The sequence below is a fragment of the Streptococcus sp. HF-1907 genome, assembly GCF_015594605.1.
In the GTDB taxonomy this organism is placed as follows: Bacteria; Bacillota; Bacilli; order Lactobacillales; family Streptococcaceae; genus Streptococcus.
Genome location: NZ_JADNQT010000012.1, coordinates 39438 through 63934, shown reverse-complemented (window position 1 = coordinate 63934; position 24497 = coordinate 39438). Strand labels below are relative to the sequence as shown.

General features: G+C 41.0%; 25 protein-coding genes, 6 tRNA genes, 1 rRNA gene and 1 pseudogene. 24 read left to right on the top strand and 9 right to left on the bottom strand.

All coding sequences use genetic code 11. The features are described from left to right. Nucleotides 1–11 precede the first annotated feature (11 nt). The 7 genes from rrf to IYQ92_RS07410 all read left to right on the top strand — a co-directional run bounded on the left by rrf (nt 12) and on the right by IYQ92_RS07410 (nt 662). A 5S ribosomal RNA gene (rrf, locus tag IYQ92_RS07440) occupies nt 12–127 on the top strand. Between the two features lie 4 nt (nt 128–131). Continuing rightward, nucleotides 132–204 (top strand) — tRNA-Val (locus IYQ92_RS07435). Nucleotides 205–208: 4 nt separating this feature from the next. Continuing rightward, nucleotides 209–281, top strand: a tRNA-Asp gene (locus IYQ92_RS07430). A gap of 18 nt (nt 282–299) precedes the next feature. Further along, a tRNA-Lys gene (locus tag IYQ92_RS07425) sits at nt 300–372 on the top strand. 6 nt (nt 373–378) lie between these two features. Next, a tRNA-Leu gene (locus tag IYQ92_RS07420) sits at nt 379–460 on the top strand. Nucleotides 461–470: 10 nt separating this feature from the next. Beyond that, a tRNA-Thr gene (locus IYQ92_RS07415) sits at nt 471–543 on the top strand. Between the two features lie 47 nt (nt 544–590). Further along, nucleotides 591–662, top strand: a tRNA-Glu gene (locus IYQ92_RS07410). 133 nt (nt 663–795) lie between these two features. Here IYQ92_RS07410 and IYQ92_RS07405 read toward each other — a convergent pair. Together IYQ92_RS07405 and IYQ92_RS07400 are read right to left on the bottom strand one after the other, a co-directional pair. Then, nucleotides 796–2104: pseudogene (locus tag IYQ92_RS07405) on the bottom strand (transposase). 260 nt (nt 2105–2364) lie between these two features. After that, on the bottom strand, nt 2365–3717 hold the full coding sequence (locus tag IYQ92_RS07400; protein WP_195676071.1) for an aspartate kinase: 1353 nt from the start codon (nt 3715–3717) through the stop codon (nt 2365–2367). A 94-nt stretch (nt 3718–3811) separates the two neighbouring features. Here IYQ92_RS07400 and IYQ92_RS07395 point away from each other — a divergent pair, with 94 nt between their 5' ends. From IYQ92_RS07395 to IYQ92_RS07320, 16 genes are all read left to right on the top strand, one after another. Beyond that, on the top strand, nt 3812–4453 hold the full coding sequence (locus IYQ92_RS07395) for an HAD family hydrolase (RefSeq protein WP_195676070.1): 642 nt from the start codon (nt 3812–3814) through the stop codon (nt 4451–4453). Between the two features lie 214 nt (nt 4454–4667). After that, nucleotides 4668–5456: an enoyl-CoA hydratase gene (locus IYQ92_RS07390; protein WP_195676077.1), complete on the top strand. Its 789-nt coding sequence runs from the start codon at nt 4668–4670 to the stop codon at nt 5454–5456. 93 nt (nt 5457–5549) lie between these two features. Then, nucleotides 5550–5984: a MarR family winged helix-turn-helix transcriptional regulator gene (locus IYQ92_RS07385; RefSeq protein WP_195676076.1), complete on the top strand. Its 435-nt coding sequence runs from the start codon at nt 5550–5552 to the stop codon at nt 5982–5984. Next, a complete protein-coding gene (locus tag IYQ92_RS07380) occupies nt 5984–6955 on the top strand; it encodes a beta-ketoacyl-ACP synthase III (RefSeq protein ID WP_195676069.1) in 972 nt (323 codons plus the stop codon). Before IYQ92_RS07385 ends, IYQ92_RS07380 begins: the two co-directional genes overlap by 1 nt. A 56-nt stretch (nt 6956–7011) precedes the next feature. Next, nucleotides 7012–7236: an acyl carrier protein gene (locus tag IYQ92_RS07375; RefSeq protein ID WP_195676068.1), complete on the top strand. Its 225-nt coding sequence runs from the start codon at nt 7012–7014 to the stop codon at nt 7234–7236. Between the two features lie 189 nt (nt 7237–7425). Further along, nucleotides 7426–8397: an enoyl-[acyl-carrier-protein] reductase FabK gene (gene fabK, locus IYQ92_RS07370; RefSeq protein ID WP_324253072.1), complete on the top strand. Its 972-nt coding sequence runs from the start codon at nt 7426–7428 to the stop codon at nt 8395–8397. A gap of 67 nt (nt 8398–8464) precedes the next feature. Further along, nucleotides 8465–9379, top strand: coding sequence for an ACP S-malonyltransferase (fabD, locus tag IYQ92_RS07365; RefSeq protein ID WP_195676066.1), 915 nt, complete (start codon nt 8465–8467; stop codon nt 9377–9379). Nucleotides 9380–9394: 15 nt separating this feature from the next. After that, nucleotides 9395–10126 (top strand): 3-oxoacyl-[acyl-carrier-protein] reductase, encoded by a 732-nt coding sequence (gene fabG, locus IYQ92_RS07360; RefSeq protein ID WP_195676065.1) that lies wholly within the window; start codon nt 9395–9397, stop codon nt 10124–10126. A gap of 42 nt (nt 10127–10168) precedes the next feature. Further along, nucleotides 10169–11401 carry a beta-ketoacyl-ACP synthase II gene (fabF, locus tag IYQ92_RS07355; RefSeq protein ID WP_195676064.1) on the top strand — a complete coding sequence of 411 codons (1233 nt, stop codon included), beginning with the start codon at nt 10169–10171 and terminating at the stop codon, nt 11399–11401. Nucleotides 11402–11403: 2 nt separating this feature from the next. Next, nucleotides 11404–11859, top strand: a complete 456-nt coding sequence (gene accB, locus IYQ92_RS07350; protein WP_195676063.1) for an acetyl-CoA carboxylase biotin carboxyl carrier protein — start codon at nt 11404–11406, stop codon at nt 11857–11859. Beyond that, the gene (gene fabZ / locus IYQ92_RS07345) at nt 11856–12278 is read left to right on the top strand and encodes a 3-hydroxyacyl-ACP dehydratase FabZ (RefSeq protein ID WP_195676062.1); all 423 of its coding nucleotides are present in this window, start codon (nt 11856–11858) and stop codon (nt 12276–12278) included. The genes accB and fabZ overlap by 4 nt, the downstream gene beginning before the upstream one ends. Nucleotides 12279–12314: 36 nt before the next feature. Continuing rightward, on the top strand, nt 12315–13685 hold the full coding sequence (locus tag IYQ92_RS07340) for an acetyl-CoA carboxylase biotin carboxylase subunit (RefSeq protein ID WP_195676061.1): 1371 nt from the start codon (nt 12315–12317) through the stop codon (nt 13683–13685). A 9-nt stretch (nt 13686–13694) separates the two neighbouring features. Then, complete coding sequence (accD, locus tag IYQ92_RS07335) at nt 13695–14561, top strand: acetyl-CoA carboxylase, carboxyltransferase subunit beta (RefSeq protein WP_195676060.1); 867 nt, start codon at nt 13695–13697, stop codon at nt 14559–14561. Beyond that, nucleotides 14558–15328: an acetyl-CoA carboxylase carboxyl transferase subunit alpha gene (locus tag IYQ92_RS07330; protein WP_195676059.1), complete on the top strand. Its 771-nt coding sequence runs from the start codon at nt 14558–14560 to the stop codon at nt 15326–15328. The genes accD and IYQ92_RS07330 overlap by 4 nt, the downstream gene beginning before the upstream one ends. A 51-nt stretch (nt 15329–15379) precedes the next feature. After that, nucleotides 15380–16009: a ribonuclease P gene (locus tag IYQ92_RS07325; protein ID WP_195676058.1), complete on the top strand. Its 630-nt coding sequence runs from the start codon at nt 15380–15382 to the stop codon at nt 16007–16009. Beyond that, nucleotides 16006–17049 carry an endonuclease/exonuclease/phosphatase family protein gene (locus IYQ92_RS07320; RefSeq protein ID WP_195676057.1) on the top strand — a complete coding sequence of 348 codons (1044 nt, stop codon included), beginning with the start codon at nt 16006–16008 and terminating at the stop codon, nt 17047–17049. The genes IYQ92_RS07325 and IYQ92_RS07320 overlap by 4 nt, the downstream gene beginning before the upstream one ends. A 50-nt stretch (nt 17050–17099) precedes the next feature. On the opposite strand, the gene serS is transcribed toward IYQ92_RS07320, so the two are convergent. The 7 genes from serS to IYQ92_RS07285 all read right to left on the bottom strand — a co-directional run bounded on the left by serS (nt 17100) and on the right by IYQ92_RS07285 (nt 23745). Continuing rightward, nucleotides 17100–18383, bottom strand: a complete 1284-nt coding sequence (gene serS / locus IYQ92_RS07315; protein WP_195676056.1) for a serine--tRNA ligase — start codon at nt 18381–18383, stop codon at nt 17100–17102. A 45-nt stretch (nt 18384–18428) separates the two neighbouring features. After that, nucleotides 18429–18650 (bottom strand): phosphoribosylaminoimidazole carboxylase, encoded by a 222-nt coding sequence (locus IYQ92_RS07310; RefSeq protein WP_195676055.1) that lies wholly within the window; start codon nt 18648–18650, stop codon nt 18429–18431. Nucleotides 18651–19279: 629 nt separating this feature from the next. Then, the gene (locus IYQ92_RS07305) at nt 19280–19639 is read right to left on the bottom strand and encodes a DUF956 family protein (protein ID WP_195676054.1); all 360 of its coding nucleotides are present in this window, start codon (nt 19637–19639) and stop codon (nt 19280–19282) included. Nucleotides 19640–19717: 78 nt separating this feature from the next. Further along, on the bottom strand, nt 19718–20629 hold the full coding sequence (locus IYQ92_RS07300) for a PTS system mannose/fructose/sorbose family transporter subunit IID (RefSeq protein ID WP_195676053.1): 912 nt from the start codon (nt 20627–20629) through the stop codon (nt 19718–19720). A 14-nt stretch (nt 20630–20643) separates the two neighbouring features. Further along, nucleotides 20644–21450: a PTS mannose/fructose/sorbose transporter subunit IIC gene (locus tag IYQ92_RS07295; protein WP_195676052.1), complete on the bottom strand. Its 807-nt coding sequence runs from the start codon at nt 21448–21450 to the stop codon at nt 20644–20646. Between the two features lie 186 nt (nt 21451–21636). Then, entirely contained in the window at nt 21637–22629 is a 993-nt protein-coding gene (locus IYQ92_RS07290) for a PTS sugar transporter subunit IIB (RefSeq protein WP_195676051.1), read from the bottom strand. 303 nt (nt 22630–22932) lie between these two features. After that, nucleotides 22933–23745: a Cof-type HAD-IIB family hydrolase gene (locus tag IYQ92_RS07285; RefSeq protein WP_195676050.1), complete on the bottom strand. Its 813-nt coding sequence runs from the start codon at nt 23743–23745 to the stop codon at nt 22933–22935. A gap of 109 nt (nt 23746–23854) precedes the next feature. Between IYQ92_RS07285 and IYQ92_RS07280 the strand changes: the two genes are divergently transcribed. Then, nucleotides 23855–24439: a DUF1361 domain-containing protein gene (locus tag IYQ92_RS07280; RefSeq protein ID WP_195676049.1), complete on the top strand. Its 585-nt coding sequence runs from the start codon at nt 23855–23857 to the stop codon at nt 24437–24439. Nucleotides 24440–24497 lie beyond the last annotated feature (58 nt).

The window sequence follows — 24497 nt, the reverse complement described above, 5'->3', positions numbered from 1 at the left end:
AATACTCGTAGTTAAGTGACGATAGCCTAGGAGATACACCTGTTCCCATGCCGAACACAGTAGTTAAGCCCTAGTACGCCTGATGTAGTTGGGGGTTGCCCCCTGTTAGATAGGGAAGTCGCTTAGCAAAGGGGAGTTTAGCTCAGCTGGGAGAGCATCTGCCTTACAAGCAGAGGGTCAGCGGTTCGATCCCGTTAACTCCCATATAGGTCCCGTAGTGTAGCGGTTATCACGTCGCCCTGTCACGGCGAAGATCGCGGGTTCGATTCCCGTCGGGACCGTTAAGTTGAAAGACTTAAGACTCGTTAGCTCAGTTGGTAGAGCAATTGACTTTTAATCAATGGGTCACTGGTTCGAGCCCAGTACGGGTCATTATTTGCGGGTGTGGCGGAATTGGCAGACGCACCAGATTTAGGATCTGGCGCTTAACGGCGTGGGGGTTCAAGTCCCTTCACCCGCATAACTTAATAGCCGGCTTAGCTCAGTTGGTAGAGCATCTGATTTGTAATCAGAGGGTCGCGTGTTCAAGTCATGTAGCCGGCATCTTTATTTTTATATGTGGTTCGAGTCCACTCGTGCCCATATAGAATGGTCCGTTGGTCAAGGGGTTAAGACACCGCCTTTTCACGGCGGTAACACGGGTTCGAATCCCGTACGGACTATTGTTTAAGAATTTAGGTATTAGTATTGTACCTGTAAATAAAATGAAATTCCAGTTTTTTTATTTAAAAGATTAGCTGGAATTTTTATTTATAGTCTTAAAATAGTGAATGGTAAAAAGTGGGTGACTTATCACTAACATCTAGAGAGAATCAGATTGGTTCTCTCTATTTTGATGTTCAAAGCGATGAGAATTTTTGTTTTAATGTTCTTGAAGTTTCGAAATCCGAAAGCTTGACGCTTAATGTCCTTGATGAGTTTGTTAGCGGCGTCTAGCTTAGCGTTAGAATAGGGGAGTTCTAGGGCATTTGCGATGTAGGATTTGTATTTCTTGAAGGTCTTAAAGACAGCGGTAAATATAGGATTGACAAAGGGAAGGTTGTCGTCAATCAGTGCCATAAAATGGTCGGTATTCTTCTCTTGAAAATGGAATAATAAGAGTTGATACAGCTCATAGTAATAGCGGAGCTCCTCCGATAAATCTAGAATTTTCTTAACAATTCCTTTTGGAGTCAAGGTTTGCCTAAAGGTTCGTGAATAAAAGCGTTTGTCAGAGAGTTTGCGATTGTCCTTTTGCAGGATTCTCCAGTGATTCTTCATGGCTCGATAAGGGAGAGACTTTTTATCAAAGCTCTTCATGATGGTAATTCGAGTGCTCATCATAGCTCTGCCAAGGTGTTGGACAATATGGAAGCGGTCGAGCACGATTTTAGCTTTGGGGAGTGAAACAGTCTGGTGAGAGACTGTTTCAGCCTGAGCCTAAAAATAGGAGAGCGAAGGGTCTTAGGATTGGAATATAAGACCCAGATATGTCCACGGTAACGGCTTTAACCGCCTCACGAACAGTTCTAGGATAGCGTTAAAAGTAGTTTTTGATGGTGGTTTGTCGGTTGTTTTCAAGGAGAGTGACAATCTTTCTGGTCTCAAAATCTTGAGCGATGAAGGCCAGTTGTCCCTTGTTCCGAAAAAATTCATCTACTGATAGAACCTCAGGAAGATGAGTAAAGTCTTCCTTGAAGGTGAAAGCTTCCAGCTGACGTTGGACAAGAGATACTGAAAGGTGGAGTCTCTTAGCGATGGCAGTATTAGTTAACTTTTCGGTATGGTATTGTGTGATTTTCTGCCGGACAGGCTTCGAGATTTGGCAATGCTTCTTGACTAAGCTGGTCTCAGAAACTGTCACACGGCGATAGCCCTTACATTGAAAGCGTCGCTTCTTGAGTTTGAGGACCGTTGGCATGCCTTGGACGTCAAGGATTGGAATAGTAGAGGCTCGTTGAAGGTCATACTTGCTCATCTGACTTTTGCAGTGAGGGCAGAGTGGAGGCTGATAGTCTAGGCTAGCCTCAATCAAGATATGAGTATTAGCCTTAAAAACAGTCTTAATTTTGATATTTTTGTCTTTTAATCCGATGAGTTCTGTGGTATTCTTAAGTTGTTCCATAAGGTCTTCCTAATGATGGTTTGGTCGCTTTTCATTATAAGTCTTATGGAGCTTTTTTGATATACTGAAAAAGCTCCATAATCTCCGCAGTAGATTTACCCACTACAGAAATTATAGAGCCTAAAAAATATTACCTGTATTATTAGCTTTGTATCTCGATTTTGAACTCATTATCAACGGGATTAAAAAAACTGTCTTCTGTTTAATACAGGAGGCAGGTCTTTTAATAGTGTACTTATTCGATATTTTATTTTGAAATATTATTTTCTGAAATAGGCATTATACAGAGCTCTGACAGCTTTTTTCTCATCTTTACTATCAATGACGAACATGATTGATACTTCGCTAGATCCTTGTGAAATCATGGTTAAGTTGATATGATTTTCTGATAGTGCTTTTGTGGCGATTGCAGAAACTCCGACGTGACTCTTCATGTTTTCACCAACAATCATAATGATAGAAAGGTCTCGTTGAATTTCGACATGGTCGACTTCTAGTTTTCGAGTTAGTTGGCTAATAATCTCTTGTTCTTTAATTGGTGTCAACTCACGGCCTCTCATGACAATAGACATATCATCAATCCCTGTTGGCATATGTTCAAAGCGAATGTTGAGATCTTCAAGAATTTGTAGGACCTTACGACCAAAACCAACTTCACGGTTCATCAGATATTTAGACATATTGATGCTGACAAAGTCATTGTCTGCGGCGATACCGATTACTGGAATGTCTTTTCCTGTGTGTTCCAAGATAATTTTAGTCCCTGGATGCTCAGGGTTGTTTGTATTTTTGATAACTAATGGGATTTTACCACGGTATGCTGGGATGAGTGCTTCGTCGTGGAGAACTGAGAACCCAGCATAGGATAGTTCACGCATCTCTTTATAAGTTAGCTCAGGAATTGAATGTGGTTTTTCTACAACACCAGGGTGCGCTGCAAATATACCATTAACGTCTGTAAAGTTTTCATATAGGTCAGCCTTGATCCCTGCGGCAACGATTGAACCTGTAATGTCTGAACCACCACGCGAAAAAGTACAGATTTGATTGTCAACTGTTACCCCAAAAAAACCAGGAATAACAAGTACGTCGCTGTAGTTATTTAAATTTTCTAATTTATCGTAACTACTAGGTAGAATACGAGCATTTCCTGGTTCGCTACTAACAATTAAACCGGCTTCTTTAGGATGGATATAGCGTGCTGGAACATCCATTTTGCTGAAGAAGGCAGCAACTAATTTAGCATTATTATCTTCACCGGCAGCGAGAAATGTGTCGTAAAGAAAATCATTGTTTTCAATTGGTAATGTTGCTAGACTTTTGATTGCTTTAGCAATATTGTCAAGAATGGTGCGATTGAGTCCAAGTTCTTCAATGATTGATTGGTAACGCTCGATAATCCAATTTTGATTTTCAGTGACATTATTTCCTGAAGTGTAGTTTTGATAGTATTGGATTAGGGCATCGGTTACTTTGGTATCTTCAGGGTTACGTTTTCCTGGGGCAGAAACGACAACAAAGCGTCGTTCATAATCTGATTTGACGATATTTAAGACTTTTTTTAATTGTTCAGCAGAAGCCAGTGAGCTGCCTCCAAATTTAATAACTTTCATAGTTGCTCCAATTTTTTGAATTTTAAATCAATTATAGCAAAATTCAGAAAATTTGTCAGTAGTTTTTAGGTGAAAAAGGTTGTATAATGGAAAAATGAGTAAGTTTAAAGCAATTATTTTTGATATGGATGGTGTCTTATTTGATACGGAGACATTTTATTATGATCGTCGGAAAAAATTTTTAGCAGATAGAGGTATTGGCATTGAGCATTTACCTTATAGCTTTTTTATAGGCGGTAATATGAAGCAAGTGTGGCAGGCTGTATTGCGAGATGACTATGATAAATGGGATATTGAGCAGCTACAGAAGGACTATAATACTTACAAAACTGAGCATCCTCTCCCTTATAAAGAGCTGATGTTTGAGGATACGGCTGATGTAGTTAAGCAATTAAAGGTTCAAGGTTACAAGATTGCAGTGGCTTCTAGTTCGAATTTGGCAGACATTCACCGTGCTTTAACAGAGACAGATCTAATCGATTTCTTCGATATTATTTTGTCTGGAGAGCAATTTGAAGAAAGTAAACCACACCCAGCTATTTATCAACAAGCTTTGAAATTGTTAGAAGTTGCTAACGACGAAGCCTTAATCATCGAGGATAGCGAAAAGGGAATTCAGGCTGGAGTTTCTGCTGATGTGGAGGTTTGGGCAATCGAAGATCATAAATTTGGAATGAACCAAAAGAAAGCTAGTCGTATGCTTTCTTCCCTTAGGCAAGTCCTCACAGATATTTAATAGAAGTATGAAAAAGTGGCATCAAAATTTCTTTGATGTTGCTTTTTATGATTAATACTTTGATTGTTAAAGTAAAATGACATCAAATTGTATCATAAATATCGCTGATTTTATTGGTATATTTTGGAAAATTATGTTAAACTATGTATCATTAAAATAATTTGAATATCAAACTATTTATTGACAGTGATAGATTTTTATAGGAGAATTAATGGTGGAATTTGAAAATATTATTTACCGAGTTGAGGATAATGTTGCGACCTTGACTTTAAATCGTCCAGAAGTGGCGAATGGCTTTAATATTCCGATGTGTCAAGAGATACTGCAAGCCATGTCTTTAGCTGGTGAGGGAGATGTGCAGTTGTTAGTCATAAAAGCCGAAGGGAAAATTTTCTCTGTTGGTGGAGATTTAGTAGAAATGCAACATGCCGTTGATGATGACAATGTCGAATCTTTGGTTAAGATTGCGGAATTGGTTAATAAGATTTCATTTGCTATCAAAAAATTACCTAAGCCTGTTATTTTGGTAGCTGATGGTCCTGTGGCAGGTGCCGCGGCTAATATTACTGTTGCTTCCGATTTTGTCATTGCTTCTGATAAAACTAAATTCATTCAAGCCTTTGTGGGTGTTGGTTTGGCTCCAGACGCGGGTGGTTTGTACTTGCTAAGTCATGCTATTGGTGCCAATCGTGCGACTCAACTATCAATGACAGGTGAAAGTTTATCTGCTGAAAAAGCTTTGGAGTATGGTATTGTTTACAAGGTTTGCGAGGCTGAAAAATTGGAGCGTACACTGCAACAATTGGTGAAACGGTTGAAACGTCACTCAATCAATTCTTATAAAGTCATTAAGGAATTGATTTGGCAAAGTTCTTTCACCGAATGGGAAGATTATGCTGATCTTGAATTGAACTTGCAAAAGAGTTTAGCTTTTACCGAAGATTTCAAAGAAGGAGTCTGTGCTCACACTGAGAGACGACGTCCTAAATTTTCGGGTAAATAATTTGAAGATCAAATTATTTCCTAAAAACCCTTGCGTAAAACTTTGACATCTGATACAATTTGATTGTCAAAGTTTATGATGAGGGGTGATTTCTTGGAATATAGTCAAATTAACGAATATCTTGTTGATATTTTTAATAGAATTATGATCATTGAGGAGATGAGTTTAAAGTCTAGTCAATTTAGTGATGTTTCCTTGAAAGAAATGCACACAATCGAGATTATTGGTAAACAACCTAATGTAACTCCCAGCGATGTTGCTCGTGAGTTGATGTTGACATTAGGGACAGTTACGACTAGTCTCAATAAACTCGAGACAAAAGGTTATGTTGTCCGAACGCGTTCAAAATTGGATCGTCGTGTGGTTCATTTAAGTTTGACGAAGCGAGGTAGATTACTTAACCGTCTTCATGCTAAATTCCATAAATCAATGGTTGATCACATTGTAGAGGATTTATGCGAAGAGGATATTGATGTTTTAACACGTGGGTTGAGCAATCTTCATCAATTTTTGGAGGAACTTGTTTAATGGGATTTGCAAAGATTAGCCAAGTTGCACATTATGCTCCTTCACAGGTGATTACGAATGATGATTTATCGACGATTATGGATACCAACGACGAATGGATTAGTTCGAGAACAGGTATTAAGCAACGCCGTATTAGCCAGTCGGAAATGACTTCTGATTTAGCTGGTCAAGTTGCTCAGCAATTGCTTGATAAGTCTGGAATTGGTGCAGATGAGATTGATTTTATCATTGTAGCTACAATCACACCTGATTCTATGATGCCATCGACAGCGGCTAGAGTCCAAGCGAAGATTGGCGCTAAGAATGCCTTTGTCTTTGATTTGTCTGCAGCTTGTAGTGGATTTGTTTTTGCTCTATCAACGGCAGAAAAATTCATTGCTTCAGGGCAATACCGTAAAGGAATGGTCATTGGTGCAGAAACCTTATCTAAGACCTTGGATTGGTCAGACCGTCGTACAGCTGTATTGTTTGGCGATGGTGCTGGAGGTGTCTTAATTGAAGCAACAAGTGAGCAACATTTCTTAGCAGAATCCATGAATGCTGATGGTAGCCGTGGTGGTTTATCATCTGGTGTTGTTGGCTTGCAATCGCCATTTTCAGATCAAATGTCAGACGACAAGTTTTTGAAGATGGATGGCCGTGCTATTTTTGATTTTACGATTCGTGATGTTTCAAAAAGTATTGCCCAGCTTATTGAAGATTCAAAAATTGGTGTTGAACATTTAGATTATCTGTTATTGCATCAGGCTAATAGTCGGATTCTTGATAAGATGGCTAAAAAAATTGATATTCCCCGTGAGAAATTTTTAGCTAATATGATGGCTTATGGCAATACCAGCGCAGCTAGCATTCCAATCTTATTGTCGGAATCGGTTGACAAGGGGATAATTCATTTAGACGGTTCTCAGACGGTCTTACTTGCTGGTTTCGGCGGAGGTTTGACATGGGGCAGTCTAATTGTTAAAATTTAGTTATATCATGTGCTTGTCACATTTATAAAACATATTTATTTTTAAGGAGACAAAAAATGGCAGTATTTGAAAAAGTACAAGAAATTATCGTAGAAGAACTTGGTAAAGAAGCTGAAGAAGTAACTTTGGAAACTACTTTTGATGAACTTGATGCAGACTCACTTGATGTCTTCCAAGTTATTTCAGAAATCGAAGATGCTTTCGATATCCAAATCGAGACTGAAGAAGGTATCAATACTGTAGGTGACTTGGTTGCTTACGTTGAAGAAAAAACAAAATAAGAACACTTGGGAAAGTGTGAGGTTCAAACTAGAACCCAACTATGTCGCAATCGTTAATGAACGATGATAGCCATTGGTTTTAGTCATAATTAACATTGCGTTGCGGGGTGGGTGTGAGTTCTGAGAGAATGAACCCCACTCTTTCTTCTTATGTTAATAGTTTGATTATCAAATTATCAACAAGATTATATTAGGAAGTTACAAATGAAAAGTCGTATTACAAAATTATTGAACATTAAATATCCAATTTTCCAAGGTGGAATGGCTTGGGTTGCTGATGGTGACTTGGCTGGTGCTGTGTCAAATGCTGGTGGTCTGGGTATCATTGGTGGTGGTAATGCCCCTAAAGAGGTTGTAAAAGCAAATATTGACAGAGTAAAGTCAATCACTGACAAACCTTTTGGTGTTAATATCATGTTGTTATCACCGTTTGTTGATGATATTGTTGACCTTGTGATTGAAGAAGGTGTTAAAGTTGTCACAACAGGAGCTGGTAATCCAGGGAAATACATGGAACGTTTTCATGAAGCAGGTATTACTGTCATTCCGGTTGTGCCAAGTGTTGCTCTTGCAAAACGTATGGAAAAACTCGGTGCAGATGCTGTTATCGCTGAAGGTATGGAAGCTGGTGGGCATATTGGTAAGTTGACTACAATGACACTTGTTCGTCAAGTGGTTGATGCTGTTTCAATTCCAGTAATCGGTGCTGGTGGTGTTGCTGATGGTCGTGGTGCAGCTGCGGTCTTTATGCTTGGAGCGGAAGCTATTCAAGTTGGGACACGCTTTGTAGTTGCCAAAGAGTCAAATGCTCACCAAAACTTTAAAGATAAAATCTTGAAAGCCAAAGATATTGATACAGTGGTATCAGCTTCAGTTGTTGGACACCCTGTTCGTGCTATTAAAAATAAATTGGCTTCACAATATAATCAAGCAGAAAAAGATTTCTTAGCAGGTAAAAAATCAGCTGAAGAAATTGAAGTACTCGGTGCTGGTGCCCTTCGTAATGCGGTTGTTGACGGTGATGTTGTTAATGGTTCCGTTATGGCAGGACAAATTGCAGGTCTTGTTCGTAAGGAAGAAACCTGCGCAGAAATTTTGGAAGATTTATATTATGGTGCGCGTGATGTTATCTTAGCTGAGGCAAAACGCTGGGCTGACTAATTGTAGGATTACCAGTCTGTAAATAACGAAGACTTGGCTTACAGGGTCAAGTGTGTTGGAGGATAGAATGACAAAAACTGCATTTTTATTTGCTGGTCAAGGTGCTCAAAAACTTGGCATGGTAAGGGATTTGTATGATAACTACCCTATTGTAAAAGAAACTTTTGATACTGCTAGTCGTGTTTTAGGTTATGATTTACGTGACCTGATTGATCATGATGAAGAAAAACTTAATCAAACCAAATATACGCAGCCAGCTATTTTAACAACATCAGTTGCTATTTACCGCTTGTTAGCTGCGAAAGGCTATAAGCCAGACATGGTAGCTGGGCTTTCATTAGGAGAATATTCTGCTTTGGTTGCCTCAGGTGCTCTTGCTTTTGAAGATGCGGTTGCCCTTGTTGTTAAACGTGGTGAACTGATGGAAAATGCTGCGCCTGCTGGTAGTGGGAAAATGGTTGCCGTTTTAACTACTAATCGAGATGTTATCAACGAAGCCTGTCAAAAGGCATCTCACAAGGGAATTGTCAGTCCTGCGAATTTCAACACACCTGGTCAAGTGGTCATTGGTGGTGAAGTTGATGCAGTTAATGCTGCAGTTGAATTATTGAAAGAAGCTGGTGTCAAGCGTTTGGTTCCTTTGAAAGTTTCAGGTCCTTTTCACACAGCCTTGCTAGCGCCTGCTAGCCAAGCTTTGGCAGAAGTGCTAGATAAGATTTCATTTAAAGAATTTTCTTGTCCGCTTATCGGCAATACCGAAGCTGACGTGATGGCTTTATCTGATGTCAAAAGTCTCTTGGCTAGACAAGTCATGGAGCCCGTTCGTTTTGATGATTCTATTGAGAAAATGAAGGAACTTGGTATGACTGATGTTATTGAAATTGGTCCGGGAAAAGTCTTGTCAGGTTTTATCGAGAAGATTGATAAGACAATTCCAGTCTTGTCAGTTGAAACAAAAGCTGATTTTGAAGCACTGAATTAAGAGAGGGGGAGAGTCATGGAAATTCAAAATAAAAATGTGTTTATCACTGGTTCAACACGAGGCATTGGTCTTGCCATTGCACATGAATTTGCTCGTCTGGGTGCCAATATCGTCTTAAACGGTCGCTCTGCGATTTCAGATGAATTGCTATCAGAATTTGCAGCTTATGATGTCAAAGCTGTTGGTATTTCTGGTGATGTTTCAAGCTACGAAGATGCTAAGCGTATGATTGCTGAGGCAACAGAAACGCTTGGTAGCATTGATATTCTTGTTAATAACGCTGGGATTACTAATGACAAATTGATGCTCAAGATGACTGAGGAAGATTTTGAACGTGTTCTTAAAATTAATTTAATCGGTAGCTTCAACATGACCCAATCAGTCTTGAAAGCTATGACTAAAGCGCGTCAAGGAGCCATTATCAATATCTCAAGTGTTGTTGGTTTGAATGGTAATATTGGTCAAGCTAACTATGCTGCCTCCAAAGCAGGACTGATTGGTTTTACCAAATCAGTAGCACGTGAAGTTGCAGCTCGTAACGTTCGTGTCAATGTGGTTGCCCCTGGTTTGATTGAATCGGATATGTCAGATGCTATTCCAGAAAAAATGAAAGAAGCCATGATAGCGCAAATTCCAATGAAGCGCGCTGGTAAACCAGAAGAGGTTGCAAGTTTGGTTGCATTCCTTGCTCAACAAGAATACCTTACAGGACAAGTTGTCGCTCTTGATGGCGGCATGTCAATGTAAAACAGTTATTGAAAGAAAAAATCCCGCAAAAAGGAGACAATTATGTCATTTAATCGTGTAGTCGTCACAGGTTATGGAGTGACTTCCCCAATTGGTAACACGCCAGAAGAATTCTGGAATAACCTTGAAAATGGTCGTATCGGTATTAAACCAATCACAAAATTTGATACATCAGAAATTCCTGTAAAAAATGCCGGTGAAATTCAAGATTTCCCATTTGATAAATACTTTGTCAAAAAAGACAAAAATCGTATGGACATGTATTCTTTGTATGCCATCTATGCTGCCATGGATGCTCTTGAAAATGCTGACTTAGACATGGATACTGTTGATCGTGACCGTACTGGTGTTATCGTGTCATCTGGTATCGGTGGTCTTCAAGAATTGGAAGACCAAATTATCCGTATGCATGAGCGTGGTATGAAACGTATCCAACCAATGTTCATTCCAAAAGCTCTTTCAAATATGGGAGCTGGAAATATTGCGCTTAAAATTGGTGCTCAAGGGATATGTAAATCCATTACAACAGCTTGTGCATCAGCAAATGATGCTATTGGTGAAGCCTTCCGTGAGATTAAATACGGTCACCATGATGTCATCTTGGCTGGTGGTTCGGAAGCTTCAATCACTAAAATTGGTATCGGTGGTTTCAATGCCTTGACTGCTTTGTCAACAACAGAAGATCCAGCTCGCGCTGCTATTCCGTTTGATAAGGACCGTAATGGTTTTGTCATGGGTGAAGGTGCGGGGGTTCTTATCCTTGAAAGTCTTGAACACGCTCAAAAACGCGGTGCCAATATCTTGGCTGAAATTGTCGGTTACGGAGGCAACTGTGATGCCTACCACATGACGACACCAACTCCAGACGGTTCTGGTGCGGCTAAAGCAATCAAGTTGGCAATCAAGGAAGCTGGTATTGAACCTTCACAAGTCGGCTATGTCAATGCACACGGTACCTCTACACAAGCTAATGAAAAAGGTGAAAGTAAGGCCATTGTTTCTGTTCTTGGTAAAGACGTTCCAGTTTCTTCAACTAAATCATTTACCGGTCACCTTCTTGGTGCGGCTGGCGCGGTTGAGGCAATTGCTACTATCGAAGCTATTCGTCATAGCTACCTTCCAATGACTGCTGGTACAAAAGAATTGTCTGAAGATATTGAAGCGAATGTCATTATGGGACAAGGGCTTGAAGCAGATGTAGAATATGCTATCTCAAATACTTTCGGTTTTGGTGGTCATAATGCGGTTGTTGCCTTCAAACGTTGGGAGGTCTAAGCATGAATATTTCTGAAATTAAAGACTTGATGGCTCAGTTTGACCAATCTAGTCTTCGTGAATTTTCTTATCGCAATGCTGGTGAAGAATTGAGCTTCAGTAAAAATGAAGCCAAGGCGCCAGCTCAAACGCCAGCTCCAGTCGCGGTAGAAAAGACACAACCAGTGCAAATTCCAGCGCCAGCTATACTTCCAGAAGAAGAAAAAACGCCAGAAGTGGCTGAAGGTGAGCTTGTCGAAAGTCCGCTTGTGGGTGTGGCTTACTTGTCACCGTCGCCTGATAAGCCAGCTTTTGTCTCTGTGGGTGATAGTGTGAAAAAAGGACAAACCTTGATGATTATTGAGGCTATGAAAGTCATGAATGAAGTGCCTGCCCCACGAGATGGCGTCATTACAGAAATTCTTGTTTCGAATGAAGAAGTTATTGAGTATGGTAAAGGATTGGTGCGTATCAAATGATCGATATAAATGCAATTAAAGAGGCTTTGCCACATCGTTACCCAATGCTTTTGGTGGACCGTGTATTGGAAATGTCTGAAGATGAAATTGTAGCCATTAAAAATGTCACAATCAATGAGCCATTTTTCCAAGGTCATTTTCCGCAATACCCAGTCATGCCGGGCGTCCTTATCATGGAAGCTCTGGCACAGACCGCAGGTGTTTTGGAACTATCAAAAGAAGAAAACAAAGGGAAATTGGTTTTCTACGCTGGTATGGACAAGGTTAAATTTAAGAAACAAGTTGTTCCTGGGGACCAGTTAGTCATGACAGCTAAATTTGTCAAACGTCGTGGAACCATTGCTGTCGTTGAAGCTAAAGCTGAAGTGGATGGCAAATTGGCAGCTAGCGGAACGCTAACATTTGCACTTGGTAGCTAGGGCTGAGAACTATTTAGAAGGAGAGAAGCGTCAGATATGTTTAAAAAATTATTGATTGCCAATCGTGGTGAAATTGCGGTGCGGATTATTCGAGCAGCGCGTGAATTGGGAATTTCTACGGTTGCCATCTATTCTGAAGCAGACAAAGAATCCTTGCACACAATTTTAGCAGATGAGGCTATCTGTGTTGGTCCTGCTAAGTCAACTGATTCTTACCTCAATATGAGTGCTGTCTTGTCAGCTGCTATTGTAACAGGTTCGGAAGCTATTCATCCTGGTTTTGGTTTCTTGAGTGAAAACTCAAAATTCGCTACCATGTGTGAAGAAATGCACCTTAAATTCATCGGTCCTTCTGGGGCTGTCATGGATAAGATGGGAGATAAAATCAATGCTCGCGCCGAAATGATTAAGGCCAATGTTCCCGTTATTCCTGGTTCGGATGGTGAAGTCATGACCGCCGATGAAGCTCTCGAAGTAGCTGAGAAAATTGGTTACCCTGTCATGCTCAAAGCCTCTGCTGGAGGCGGTGGCAAAGGCATTCGTAAGGTCGAACGTCGTGAAGATTTGGTTTCTGCCTTTGAATCAGCTTCTCAGGAGGCGCTAGCTGCTTTTGGTAACGGTGCCATGTACATTGAGAAGGTCATTTATCCTGCTCGCCATATCGAAGTTCAGATTCTGGGCGACAGCTATGGCAATATTATCCATCTTGGCGAACGTGATTGCTCTCTTCAACGTAATAACCAAAAGGTTCTTGAAGAAAGTCCATCTGTGGCTATCGGAACAACCCTCCGTCAAAAGATTGGTGATGCAGCAGTTCGCGCAGCTAAGGCTGTGAATTATGAAAACGCTGGTACCATTGAATTTCTTTTGGACGAAGCCAGTGGTCAGTTCTACTTTATGGAAATGAATACGCGTGTGCAGGTGGAGCATCCTGTTACGGAATTTGTGACTGGTGTTGATATTGTCAAAGAGCAAATCCGTATTGCTGCTGGGCAAGCTCTTCCTGTCACACAGGATGACATTCATTTGACGGGGCATGCGATTGAATGCCGTATCAATGCTGAAAATCCAGCCTTTAACTTTGCGCCAAGCCCTGGTAAGATTAGTAATCTTTACCTTCCAAGTGGGGGTGTTGGTTTGCGTGTGGATTCAGCTGTTTACCCTGGCTATACGATTCCGCCTTATTATGATTCAATGATCGCTAAGATTATTGTTCATGGGGAAAATCGTTTTGATGCCTTGATGAAAATGCAACGTGCGCTTTATGAGCTGGATATTGATGGTGTTGTCACTAACGCTGATTTTCAGATGGATTTGATTTCTGATCAACACGTTATCGCTGGTGATTACGATACTTCATTCTTGATGGAAACCTTCTTGCCACAATATCAGAAGGATGCAGAATAGGAGGACAGAATGGCTTTATTTAGCAAAAAAGATAAGTATATTCGTATCAATCCTAATAAATCTCTCAAGCAAACTGAACCACGTGAAGTTCCAGAGGTTCCAGATGAATTATTTGCCAAGTGTCCAGCTTGCAAGCACATGATTTATCAAAAAGACTTAGGCCCCGCTAAGATTTGTCCAGCTTGTTCTTACAATTTCCGTATTTCAGCTCAGGAGCGTCTTTGCCTAACGGTGGATGAAGGCAGTTTTGAAGAACTTTTCACAGGTATTGAAACCAAAAATCCTTTGAAATTTCCTGGATATGTAGATAAATTGGTGGCTACTCGCGAAAAAACTGGTCTAGACGAAGCAGTTATGACTGGTCTTGCCAAGGTTAAGGGGCAAGAAATTGCGCTTGCTATCATGGATTCACACTTTATCATGGCATCTATGGGGACTGTCGTTGGTGAAAAGCTGACGCGTTTATTCGAACTTGCTACTGAAAAAGCTCTGCCAGTCGTTATATTTACAGCCTCTGGCGGTGCCCGTATGCAAGAGGGAATTATGAGCTTGATGCAGATGGCAAAAGTCTCGGCTGCTGTTAAGCGTCATTCAAATGCAGATCTTTTCTATTTGACAATCTTGACTGACCCGACAACTGGCGGAGTAACCGCAAGTTTTGCTATGGAAGGTGATATTATCCTAGCAGAACCGCAGGCCTTGGTTGGCTTTGCAGGTCGTCGCGTTATTGAAACAACGGTCCGTGAGGATTTGCCAGAAGATTTCCAAAAGGCTGAGTTCTTGTTGGAACATGGCTTTGTCGATGTCATTGTCAAACGAACAGACTTGCGTGATACAATTGCAGAGCTAGTTGCATTTCATGGAGGTGTCAAATGAGTGATGTCGCTCGTATTTTAAAAGAAGCGCGTGATCAAGGGCGTTTGACTACCTTAGATTATGCGGATTTGATTTTTGACGATTTTATGGAGTTGCATGGAGATCGTCAATTTGCGGATGATGGTGCTATTGTCGGTGGCATTGCCCGTCTGCAAGGTCGTCCCGTGACTGTCATTGGCATTCAAAAGGGGAAAAATCTCCAAGATAATTTATATCGTAATTTTGGGCAACCTCATCCAGAGGGTTACCGTAAGGCGTTGCGCTTAATGAAACAGGCTGAGAAGTTTGGTCGTCCCGTTATTACCTTTATCAATACTGCTGGTGCTTATCCCGGTGTCGGTGCTGAAGAGCGGGGGCAGGGTGAAGCTATCGCTCGTAACTTGCTAGAAATGAGCGACCTCAAGGTGCCAATTATTGCCATTATCATCGGAGAAGGTGGTTCTGGTGGTGCGCTTGCGCTTGGAGTGGCGGACAAGGTATGGATGTTGGAGCACACCATGTATGCTGTTCTTAGTCCAGAAGGCTTCGCGTCAATCCTTTGGAAAGACGGTACTCGTGCAACAGAAGCTGCAGAGTTGATGAAAATTACTGCAGGTGAATTGCTTAACATGCAAGTCGTTGACAAGGTCATTCCTGAACATGGCTACTTTTCAAGTGAAATTGTTGACATGATTAAAACGAATTTAATCGAAGAGTTGGAAAAGCTATCTCAACTATCTATTGATGACTTGTTGGAACAACGTTACCAACGATTTAGAAAATATTAAACCTAAGCCCACTAAGGGCTTTTTTGTTATAATGGATTTATGGAGGTCACTATGTATCAAGAACTCAACGATTATCTAGCCTATCAAGGCATGAAATACATCAAGCCAGAAAAAGCAGGCAATCTTGCTAGTGAAATGGAAACTTTCAAGGCTTCAGGGCAAAAGGCGAGACAGGCTTTTACGCTTTTAGCTAAGGAATTGGAGAAGCGTCTAAGTCCCTTTGAGATGGACCGCGTCAGCAACTGGGCTAACCAAGCTCAGATTGGGCGTCCGCATTTTTGGGCCTACTATCATAAACCTACGGACGCCCCTGATGATGTCGCGCTAGCCATTCGCCTCTACGGTCAAAAGGATGACTTTGGTGTCAGTGTCGAGGTCAGCTTCATCGAGCGTAAAAAGTCAGAGACGACACTTGCTAAGCAGGGAAAGGTTTTGGCGCAGCCAATAGCAGAGCCTTTATATTATTTTGTGCAAGTAGATGGTGTCAGTCATCGTCAAGCTGGAACAGAGGCTAATCGGCTAGCGCTACAAAAGGCGCTTGCTGAAGGAAGCGTCAGAAAAGTACTGGTCAAATACGATATTCCCATGTCAGCAAGTCAAGAATTAGACGACCTCTTGCAGGAACTTCTTCACGGTTTTGACCTTGTCATGCCCTACTATGAGGTGGCTAACCGCTCATGAAAAAGATTCTTAAAAGAAGTTTACTAACCCTTCTGGGAGTGGTCATTGCTGTTGGAATGGTAGTAGGAGCTTACATGTCCTATGTTTACCTCCAATATCACCGCTTGCCAGACCAGCAAAAACTGACCGTTAATAATAATCAAGGAAAGCTAGTCCAACAGGGACAGACTTACAAGGTAACAACTTTTAATATCGGCTACGGCTCTTATCCAGCTGATTTTTCCTTTTTTATGGACGGTGGCAAAGAGGTTAGGGCAAGGAGTCGAGAATCGGTTCAAAAGGCGCTTACCAATGACCAAAAGCTGTTATCACAGCTAAAATCTGATTTTACGCTTTTGCAGGAAGTGGATGTCAGTGGCAATCGTTCGCAAGAAGTGAATGAAGTCGCCTATTTTCAAAAGCATAATCCAAATGATGCGTCCAGCTTTGCACAAAATTACGATTCAGCTTATCTTTTCTACCCAGTGACAAATCCTATCGGACAGGCAAAATCTGGCCTGCTGACTTTGTCCAAGTACCATTTGACATCAGCCAAGCGTTATCAGTTACCTATTGAGACTAATTTTAATAAGTTTTTCGACTTGGACCGTGCTTTTTCGGTCAATCGCTTTACGACTGCGACGGGAAAAGAATTAGTTCTGGTCAATGTGCACCTTTCAGCCTATATCAGAAATCAGATCATTCAAGAAGCCCAGCTGCATAAGTTATTTACTTACCTAGACAAGGAAGCTAAGAAAGGCAATTATGTGATTTGTGGCGGAGATTATAATCATGTTTTGAAAGGTCAGGTTCATAATGAATTAACCTGGATGAAGGCTTTTCCGAGTCAAAAACTGCCGAGTAATCTCAGGATTGTCGCTCCCAATACAGCAACCGTCCGCAATATCAATGAGCCTTATAATCCTAAAACAACAACGACAGGTACTATTGACGGCTTTATCCTATCAAAAAATGTGACGGCGACAGCCATCTCAATCTTGGACAACCACTTTGCTCACAGCGACCACCAGCCAGTGACTTTAGAGTTTAGGATAAACTAAAAAGATTAGTTGACACCTTTGAATCGTGTCGACTAATCTTTTTTCTTATTCTAGTTAGGTTTGATGACTTTAGCACCGCCCATGTATGGACGAAGGACTTCTGGAATTGTCACGGAACCATCTTCGTTTTGGTAGTTTTCAAGAATTGCTGCAACAGTACGTCCAACGGCAAGCCCTGAACCATTGAGGGTGTGGAGCAATTTCACTTTGCCGTCAGCTTCATCACGGTAACGAATTTGTGCGCGACGAGCTTGGAAATCTTCAGTGTTTGAACATGAAGAAATTTCACGGTAAGTGTTTTGAGCTGGAATCCAAACTTCTAAGTCATAAGTTTTAGCAGCTGAGAAGCCCATATCGCCAGTACACAAAGTGATGACGCGGTATGGCAATTCTAGTTTTTGAAGAATGTTTTCAGCGTTAGTAACCATTTTTTCAAGTTCGTCGTATGATTCTTCTGGTTTGGCAAATTTGACCATTTCAACCTTGTGGAATTGGTGCAAACGAATCAAACCACGTGTGTCACGTCCTGCTGAACCAGCTTCTGAACGGAATGATGGACTCATGGCTGTGAAGTAGATTGGCAAGTCTTTGCCGTCCAAGATTTCTCCGCGGTAGTAGTTTGTCAAAGGCACTTCAGCTGTTGGGATAAGGACGTATGGACGTTCTTCGTCGTTGATTTCAAAGGTATCTTCTTTGAATTTAGGATATTGACCAGTACCAAACATTGAGTCGCGATTAACCATGTAAGGGGTAATCATTTCAGTGTAGCCTTCTTTGGCGTGCTCATCAAGCATGAAGTTGTAGATAGCACGTTCTAGGCGAGCACCAAGTCCTTTGTAGAAGAGGAAACGTGAACCAGTGACTTTAGCACCGCGTTCCCAGTCAAGAATGTCGAGGTCTTCCCCAAGGTCCCAGTGGGCTTTGATGTCAAAGTCAAATTTGCGAGGAGTTCCCCAACGACGGACTTCAACGTTTTCATCTTCGTCAGCACCGACAGGAACATCTTCAGCAGGAATGTTTGGCAAAGTTGTGATGAAGCCAGTCACTTTGTCGTCAAGTTCAGCTAATTCATTGTCGATAGCCTTGATTTCTGCTGACAATTTTTGCATAGCTGCGATTTGTCCATCAGCATTTTCTTTGTTGCGTTTTGCTTGAGCGATAGCAGCAGAAGCCACATTACGTTCAGCCTTTGATTCTTCTGATTTGACAAGCAAGCTACGACGTTTTTCGTCAAGCTCTTTCAATTCAGCCAAAGTCTCTTGTGCAACGCCACGGTTGGCCAATTTTGCAGCAACGGTGTCAAAATCATTGCGGATACGTTTAAGGTCTAACATAAATTTCCTCCAAAAATAGATAAAGTTAAAAGCAATAGTAAGATGTTACTTGAAGTCGTCCTTGCCAATTTCCACAGATGGATAGTGGGGGAGATTAGCCAAGTCGCAATCAAGTGGTAGGTCATAAATGGCTAGGTAGTCCTCAGGATAAGATTTTTGAAAATCTATCATTTTAGCAAGCACAGCCTCTTCATCAGCAGAAGCGAAAAGCACTTCTACAACAGCTTTTTCAGTTTCTGCAAATGCATGAACAATGATTTTTATCATCAAGTCCTCCCTAGTTATGAAAAAAACACAGCATGTCGATTGCTGGAGCGCTCCTGCGCGGTTCCATCCAGCTTCACATCCTGTGCACTTAATTATTTCTCCAATTATGCCACGGTAGAATTTCACTAGCAATCCTTATCTGCTCACAGCGACCGCAGATTTTCTGAAAAAGTATGGCTAATTACTTATCCGTTGATGTTATTATACAAAAAAATGACCTAAAAGTAAATGAAATCCTGATTTTGTTGCGAACGAATGAGTTGATTTTATTAGAATTGGTTCGTTGTTAGAGCGATAAGTTGAATCTGATAGAATCATCTCATTGTCAATAAACAGTTAGTCAAACTAGCTAGAATCACTTCGTTGTACATGAACAACTAGTTAATTCAGTTTTGCGAATCCTATTTGTAGGTCTATAATGGGAAAATTCATTCCTGCCAGATTTATTTGTAGGTTTACAAATGACTAAATCGATCTGCAAAAGGTCTGTGTAGCCCTACAATTGCTCAAATCATGTCTGCAAAACCTAATTGTAGCCTGACAATAGGGAATTGCAGCTCTGCAATAAGCATTTGTAGCTCTACGAATGGATACATCACAAAAAGAAGCCTTCATTGGCGATGAAGACTTTATTTACGTTTTAATTTGCTTGCGATAGTTTGGATGAGGGTCGGTAATTTGATAACTTTGTCATTGCCAATATGCTGACGAGCGATTTTGAGAATTTTTCCGGAATCCTTTGAAGCAAAAAGGAATTTACCTTGATCGGTAAAGATTTCGAAATGACGGCTGATTTTCTTTCCAGAAACATTTGCACCAATCTGATTGATAGATGTCCAAGGAATTTGGATGTAGTCAGCAACATTTTTATCATTGAAAAATTCAAGTCCTTTATCACCAAGCATAAATTTGCCAACCTTACCTCCCATACCGAGATAAGAGACGCCAGTTGTTGTCAACTCAACAGTGCTGTTAATTGATTGTACCATTTAAGCTCCTTTAAAGTTGTTTTGTTAACATCTATTATATCAAAAAAAAGGAGGTTTCCCTCCTTTTTATATAGCTTATTACATGATTCCGAAGAAACGAGCTGCGATACCCACGATGAACAAGCCGATGATGATTGTGATTGGAGAAACTTTTTTCTTAAGCAACCACATACATAGGAATGTAAGGAGAAGACCCATCAAACCTGGGATAAGGGCATCCAATTGACCTTGAAGGGTTTGTGCTTGCATTTTATCAAGTCCAAGACCGCTATTTACTTGACCAAGAATGTCGTGCAATTGTTGTCCAGTAACATTTCCTTTAGGGAATTCGATGTAAGCACCTTTAGACAAGGTCTTAGAGGGGAGCCCAACAGTAAATGAAATACTTACCCAACGTTCAACAAGAACGGCGATGATGAACATACCAAGGATTGAAGCACCTTTAGTGATGTCTTGAAGGATACCACCTGACATGTCTTTTGTGATTTCAGAACCAGCTTTGTAACCAAATTCTTGAGCGTACCACAAGAAGGACATACGGATGAGGTTCCAAAGAACGAAGAAGAGGATTGGTCCCATGATGTTACCTGCCATAGCAAGTGAAGCACCGAGGGCACCAAGGATAGGACGTACTGTAAACCAGAAAACTGGATCACCGATACCGGCAAGAGGCCCCATCATACCGATTTTAACACCTTGAATAGCAGTGTTATCGATTTCAGCACCGTTAGCTTTTTCTTCTTCAAGGGCAAGTGTAACACCAAGAATAGGAGCGGCTACGTATGGGTGAGTATTGAAGAATTCCAAGTGACGTTCAAGCGCAGCAGCTTGGTCTTCTTTAGTTGTGTAAAGTTTTTTAATCGCTGGGACGAGTGCATAAGCCCAACCTAAGTTTTGCATACGTTCATAGTTCCAAGAACCTTGAAGGAATGTTGAACGCCACCAAACTTTTTGACGATCTGATTTGCTTAATTGAATTTTTTCAGCCATGGTAATGCTCCCTTCTAGTAGTCTTCCAAGATGTCGCCGATTGGGTCGCCAGAACCGCTGCTAGCAGAACCGCCACCATTACCACCTTGTTTAGAAAGGTTGATGTAGATGAAGGCGATAGCAACACCGATAGTACCCATTGCAATAAGTGTAAGTTTAGAAAGGGCAGCAAGTGCAAAACCAAGTGCGAAGAATGGCCATACCTCACGAGTAGCCATCATGTTGATAACCATTGCATAACCAACGGCAACAACCATACCACCACCAACGGCCATACCACCTGACAACCAAGCAGGCATAGCGTTAAGAACACCTTGCACTACTGATGTTGGAACTGCGAGAAGAAGTGCAGCAGGGATAGCGATACGAAGACCTTGAAGGACAAGGGCAATCAAGTGAGTGCGTTCTACAGCAGCGATGTTACCTTCTTTAGCAGCAGCATCGGCACCGTGAACCAAACCAACTGAAACTGTACGAACGATCATTGTAAGGAAAAGACCAGCAACAGCAAGTGGTATAGCAGTTGTATAGGCAAAACTGATACCTTTGTTTGTGAAGTCTCCACCTTGAACCATGATGATAGCAGATGCAACTGAAGCAAGTGCAGCATCCGGTGCAACGGCAGCACCGATGTTAGCCCAACCAAGGGCGATCATTTGAAGTGTACCACCAAGGATAATACCTGCTTCGAGGTGACCAGTTACAAGACCGATAAGAGTACATGCAACAAGTGGTTGGTGGAATTGGAATTGGTCGAGGATACCTTCAAGACCAGCAAAGAAGGCAACAACAACGACTAAAATCATAGAAATAACTGACATTATTCTAGTTCCTTTCGTTTTATGAGTTGAGTTTTCAATGAACCAGAGTCGTAACTATCGATAGAGTTACGACGATTTTTAACTTTCATCGATAATATGAAAGTTAAAAATCTAGTGGGGTAGCTAGTCCGCAATAACGGCTAGCGTAGCATACTGAGACGCTTTAGCGTCCATTATGCTACGCACTTATTGAACGTTTGCTTTGTTAATAAGTTCAAACAAGTCTTTCTTAGAATCGTTTGGTACTTTACGGACGTCAAATTTAACGCCAAGGTCACGCAATTTTTCAAAAGTAGCAACGTCATCTTTGTCCATTGACAAAACGTTGTTAACCATTGTTTTACCTGTTGAGTGAGCCATTGAACCAACGTTCAATTCTGTAATTGGCACGCCACCTTCGATAGCTTCAAGAGCTTCTTGAGGTGTTTCGAAAAGGATAAGAGCGTGTGTGCCACCCATACGTGGGTCTTTAGCAACTTCGATCAATTTCTTGATTGGAACAACGTTAGCTTTGACACCGTTTGGCGCAGCTTGTTTGATCAAGCTCTTACGCAAGTCATCTTTGGCAACTGTATCAGATGCAACGATGATACGATCAGCTTTAGAAGCTGGTGTCCAACCTGTTGCAACTTGTCCGTGAAGAAGACGAGTGTCCACACGAGCAAGATTGATTTTGAGTTTACCGTCACCGATGACAGTTCCTTCTGGAATAGCACCTTGATGTACTGCAGCTTGCGCAACTGGAGTGCTAGCTTCCTCAGCTGGGTTAAGCTCTTCAGGAAGGGCTTTAACACCATCTTTGGATTCCTTGATAATGTTTGCGGCAACTTGTTCAACACCTGCATTGGCGTCCATCATACGCTCAGTGTAGGCTTGAATAAGCATTGGCAAGTTAAGACCTGTGATGATTGCCATCTTGCGGTCAGGATTTTCACCCATGACGCGACTAGCTTGGTTAAATGGAGAACCACTCCAAAGGTCAGCTAGAACGAGGATTTCATCATCAGCATCGAATTGTGCGATAGCATCGTTGAAGTGCCCATACAAATCGTCTGGTCCTTCGTTTGGCATGAAAGTGACAACTTGAACTTTCTCTTGGTCACCAAAAATCATAGAACCTGATTGATGGATGCCTTCAGCGAATTTACCGTGGCTGGCAATAATAATACCGATACCCATTCTTGTTCTTCCTCCTATAAAATATTTTTCGTTGACATGAAAAAGAATAATCTCCTTCCAATTGCTTGGCCATTCTTTTTCATTTCAAGGAAATTAAGAACAAGTATATTGTAAAACGTTTTCAGAAAAAAAGCAACCCCATTTTAAAGAAAATATTATAAAAGCTGATAGAATTTTCAGAAATTTGTGTTAAATATATGATATATAACCTCCGTAAGAAATTTTTTCTACTATATAAAAGAAATTATCTATAGTATTAAAAAAGATTGAGAAAAAATCTCAATCTCAAGTAGCGATATGATGTTAAAGGAAAAGTTCCTCTAGTTGTTTGGCAACGCCGTCCTCTTCATTTGTCCATTGAACTTGTTTATCAGCGTATGGAAGAAGAATTTGGCTGGCATTTTTCATGGCATAGCCAGTGTGGGCAAGTTGTAGCATCTCGGTATCATTATGTTCATCTCCAAATGCGATAAGTTGCTCTTTAGATATGTTTAGAGCCTTGAGGAGATAGGAGAGTGCATAAGCCTTATTAACACCTTTAGGTGAAAATTCTAAAATATTAAGTGGTCCGCCCCAGGAATCAATTTCAAGCTCGTGATTGAAGTGTTTGCGCATTTCATCAGCGAGGGCATATTTATCTTCGTGGCGCGTCTGCATGAGAAGGGCATTGGGGTTGCGAGTGACTTTAGCCACATCAAGTGCCATCTTATCTGTGATTTTTTCGACACCAAAAAGTTCAGGATTGATTCGATTGCGATTTTCCATGGTGATATAGAAATTTTTGCGGTATTCGCTGGCAACAAAATCAGCCTCGGTCATGTCATCCAATTTGAGTGTTTCAAGGAGGTAGTTTTTGTCAATGGTAACGCTGTGCTCAAATTCCCATTTTTTCTCTGGAAGGTGAGTGAGGGCGCCGTTGAAGTTAATCATGGGTGTTTCAAGTTCCAGACGACGGTAGTGGTCAAGCGCCATGCGGTAAGGACGTCCGGTCGCAATAATAACTTTGTGCCCTTTGGCTTGAATTTTCTTGATAGTATCAACAGTGTAATCAGAGATGGTATTGTCACCGCGAAGGAGTGTCCCATCTAAATCAATTGCAATCATTTTCTTTGTCATGTTCCTCATTATATCAGAAACAAGCGCCAATTTAAATGAAAAAGCCATTAATTTGACTGCTCTTATATGGTATAATATTGTCTGTAAAAATGAGAGGTTCGGGTGTTTTATGCATAAGATTATTTTTGCGCATATTTTTGCATTTTTTATTTTCATGGGAATGTGGTATTATCAGCCTAGTGTGACAGGTTTAATGGAAATGTTGCTGGTAGGAATGGTGGCCTTGGAGACTGGTTTTATCGCCTTTTATACTCAAAATGTAGCATTTCGTCTTTTGGCAGTCTTGGTTTGGTTATTTTTCTATCCAAGAACTTTCAAGGGAATCATGACTGCAGCTGATACATCTTGGGGCGGTGAGGGTATTTGGACTTCAGGTGCTATGAGCGCTTTTATGGTCTATATGGCTTGCTTACTCTTTACGCTCATTGCAGGGACTTTGAGTTTGCAGCTGATTTTAAAAAGTTTTAAATTGAACATTTATACCCAGTTGAGTGTGATTCTCTTGGTTGCTATTTTAGCTAGTTTCACTCTCTACCTTGGACGGACAAGTGATTTAGGTTGGCAGGCTTTCATCCAAAGTCCGGCTAACTATTTTGAACAGTTAGTTGCCAATTTTAGTGTGTCAAATATGCCCTTTATGATTGGTTTGAGTGCTATTCAGGTCATGCTTGCTGTTTTATTGGGGGATGACTGATAGAAAGTCTGGCAATTATGTCAGGCTTTTTTGCTAGAACAGAGCTAGATTCTGCTAA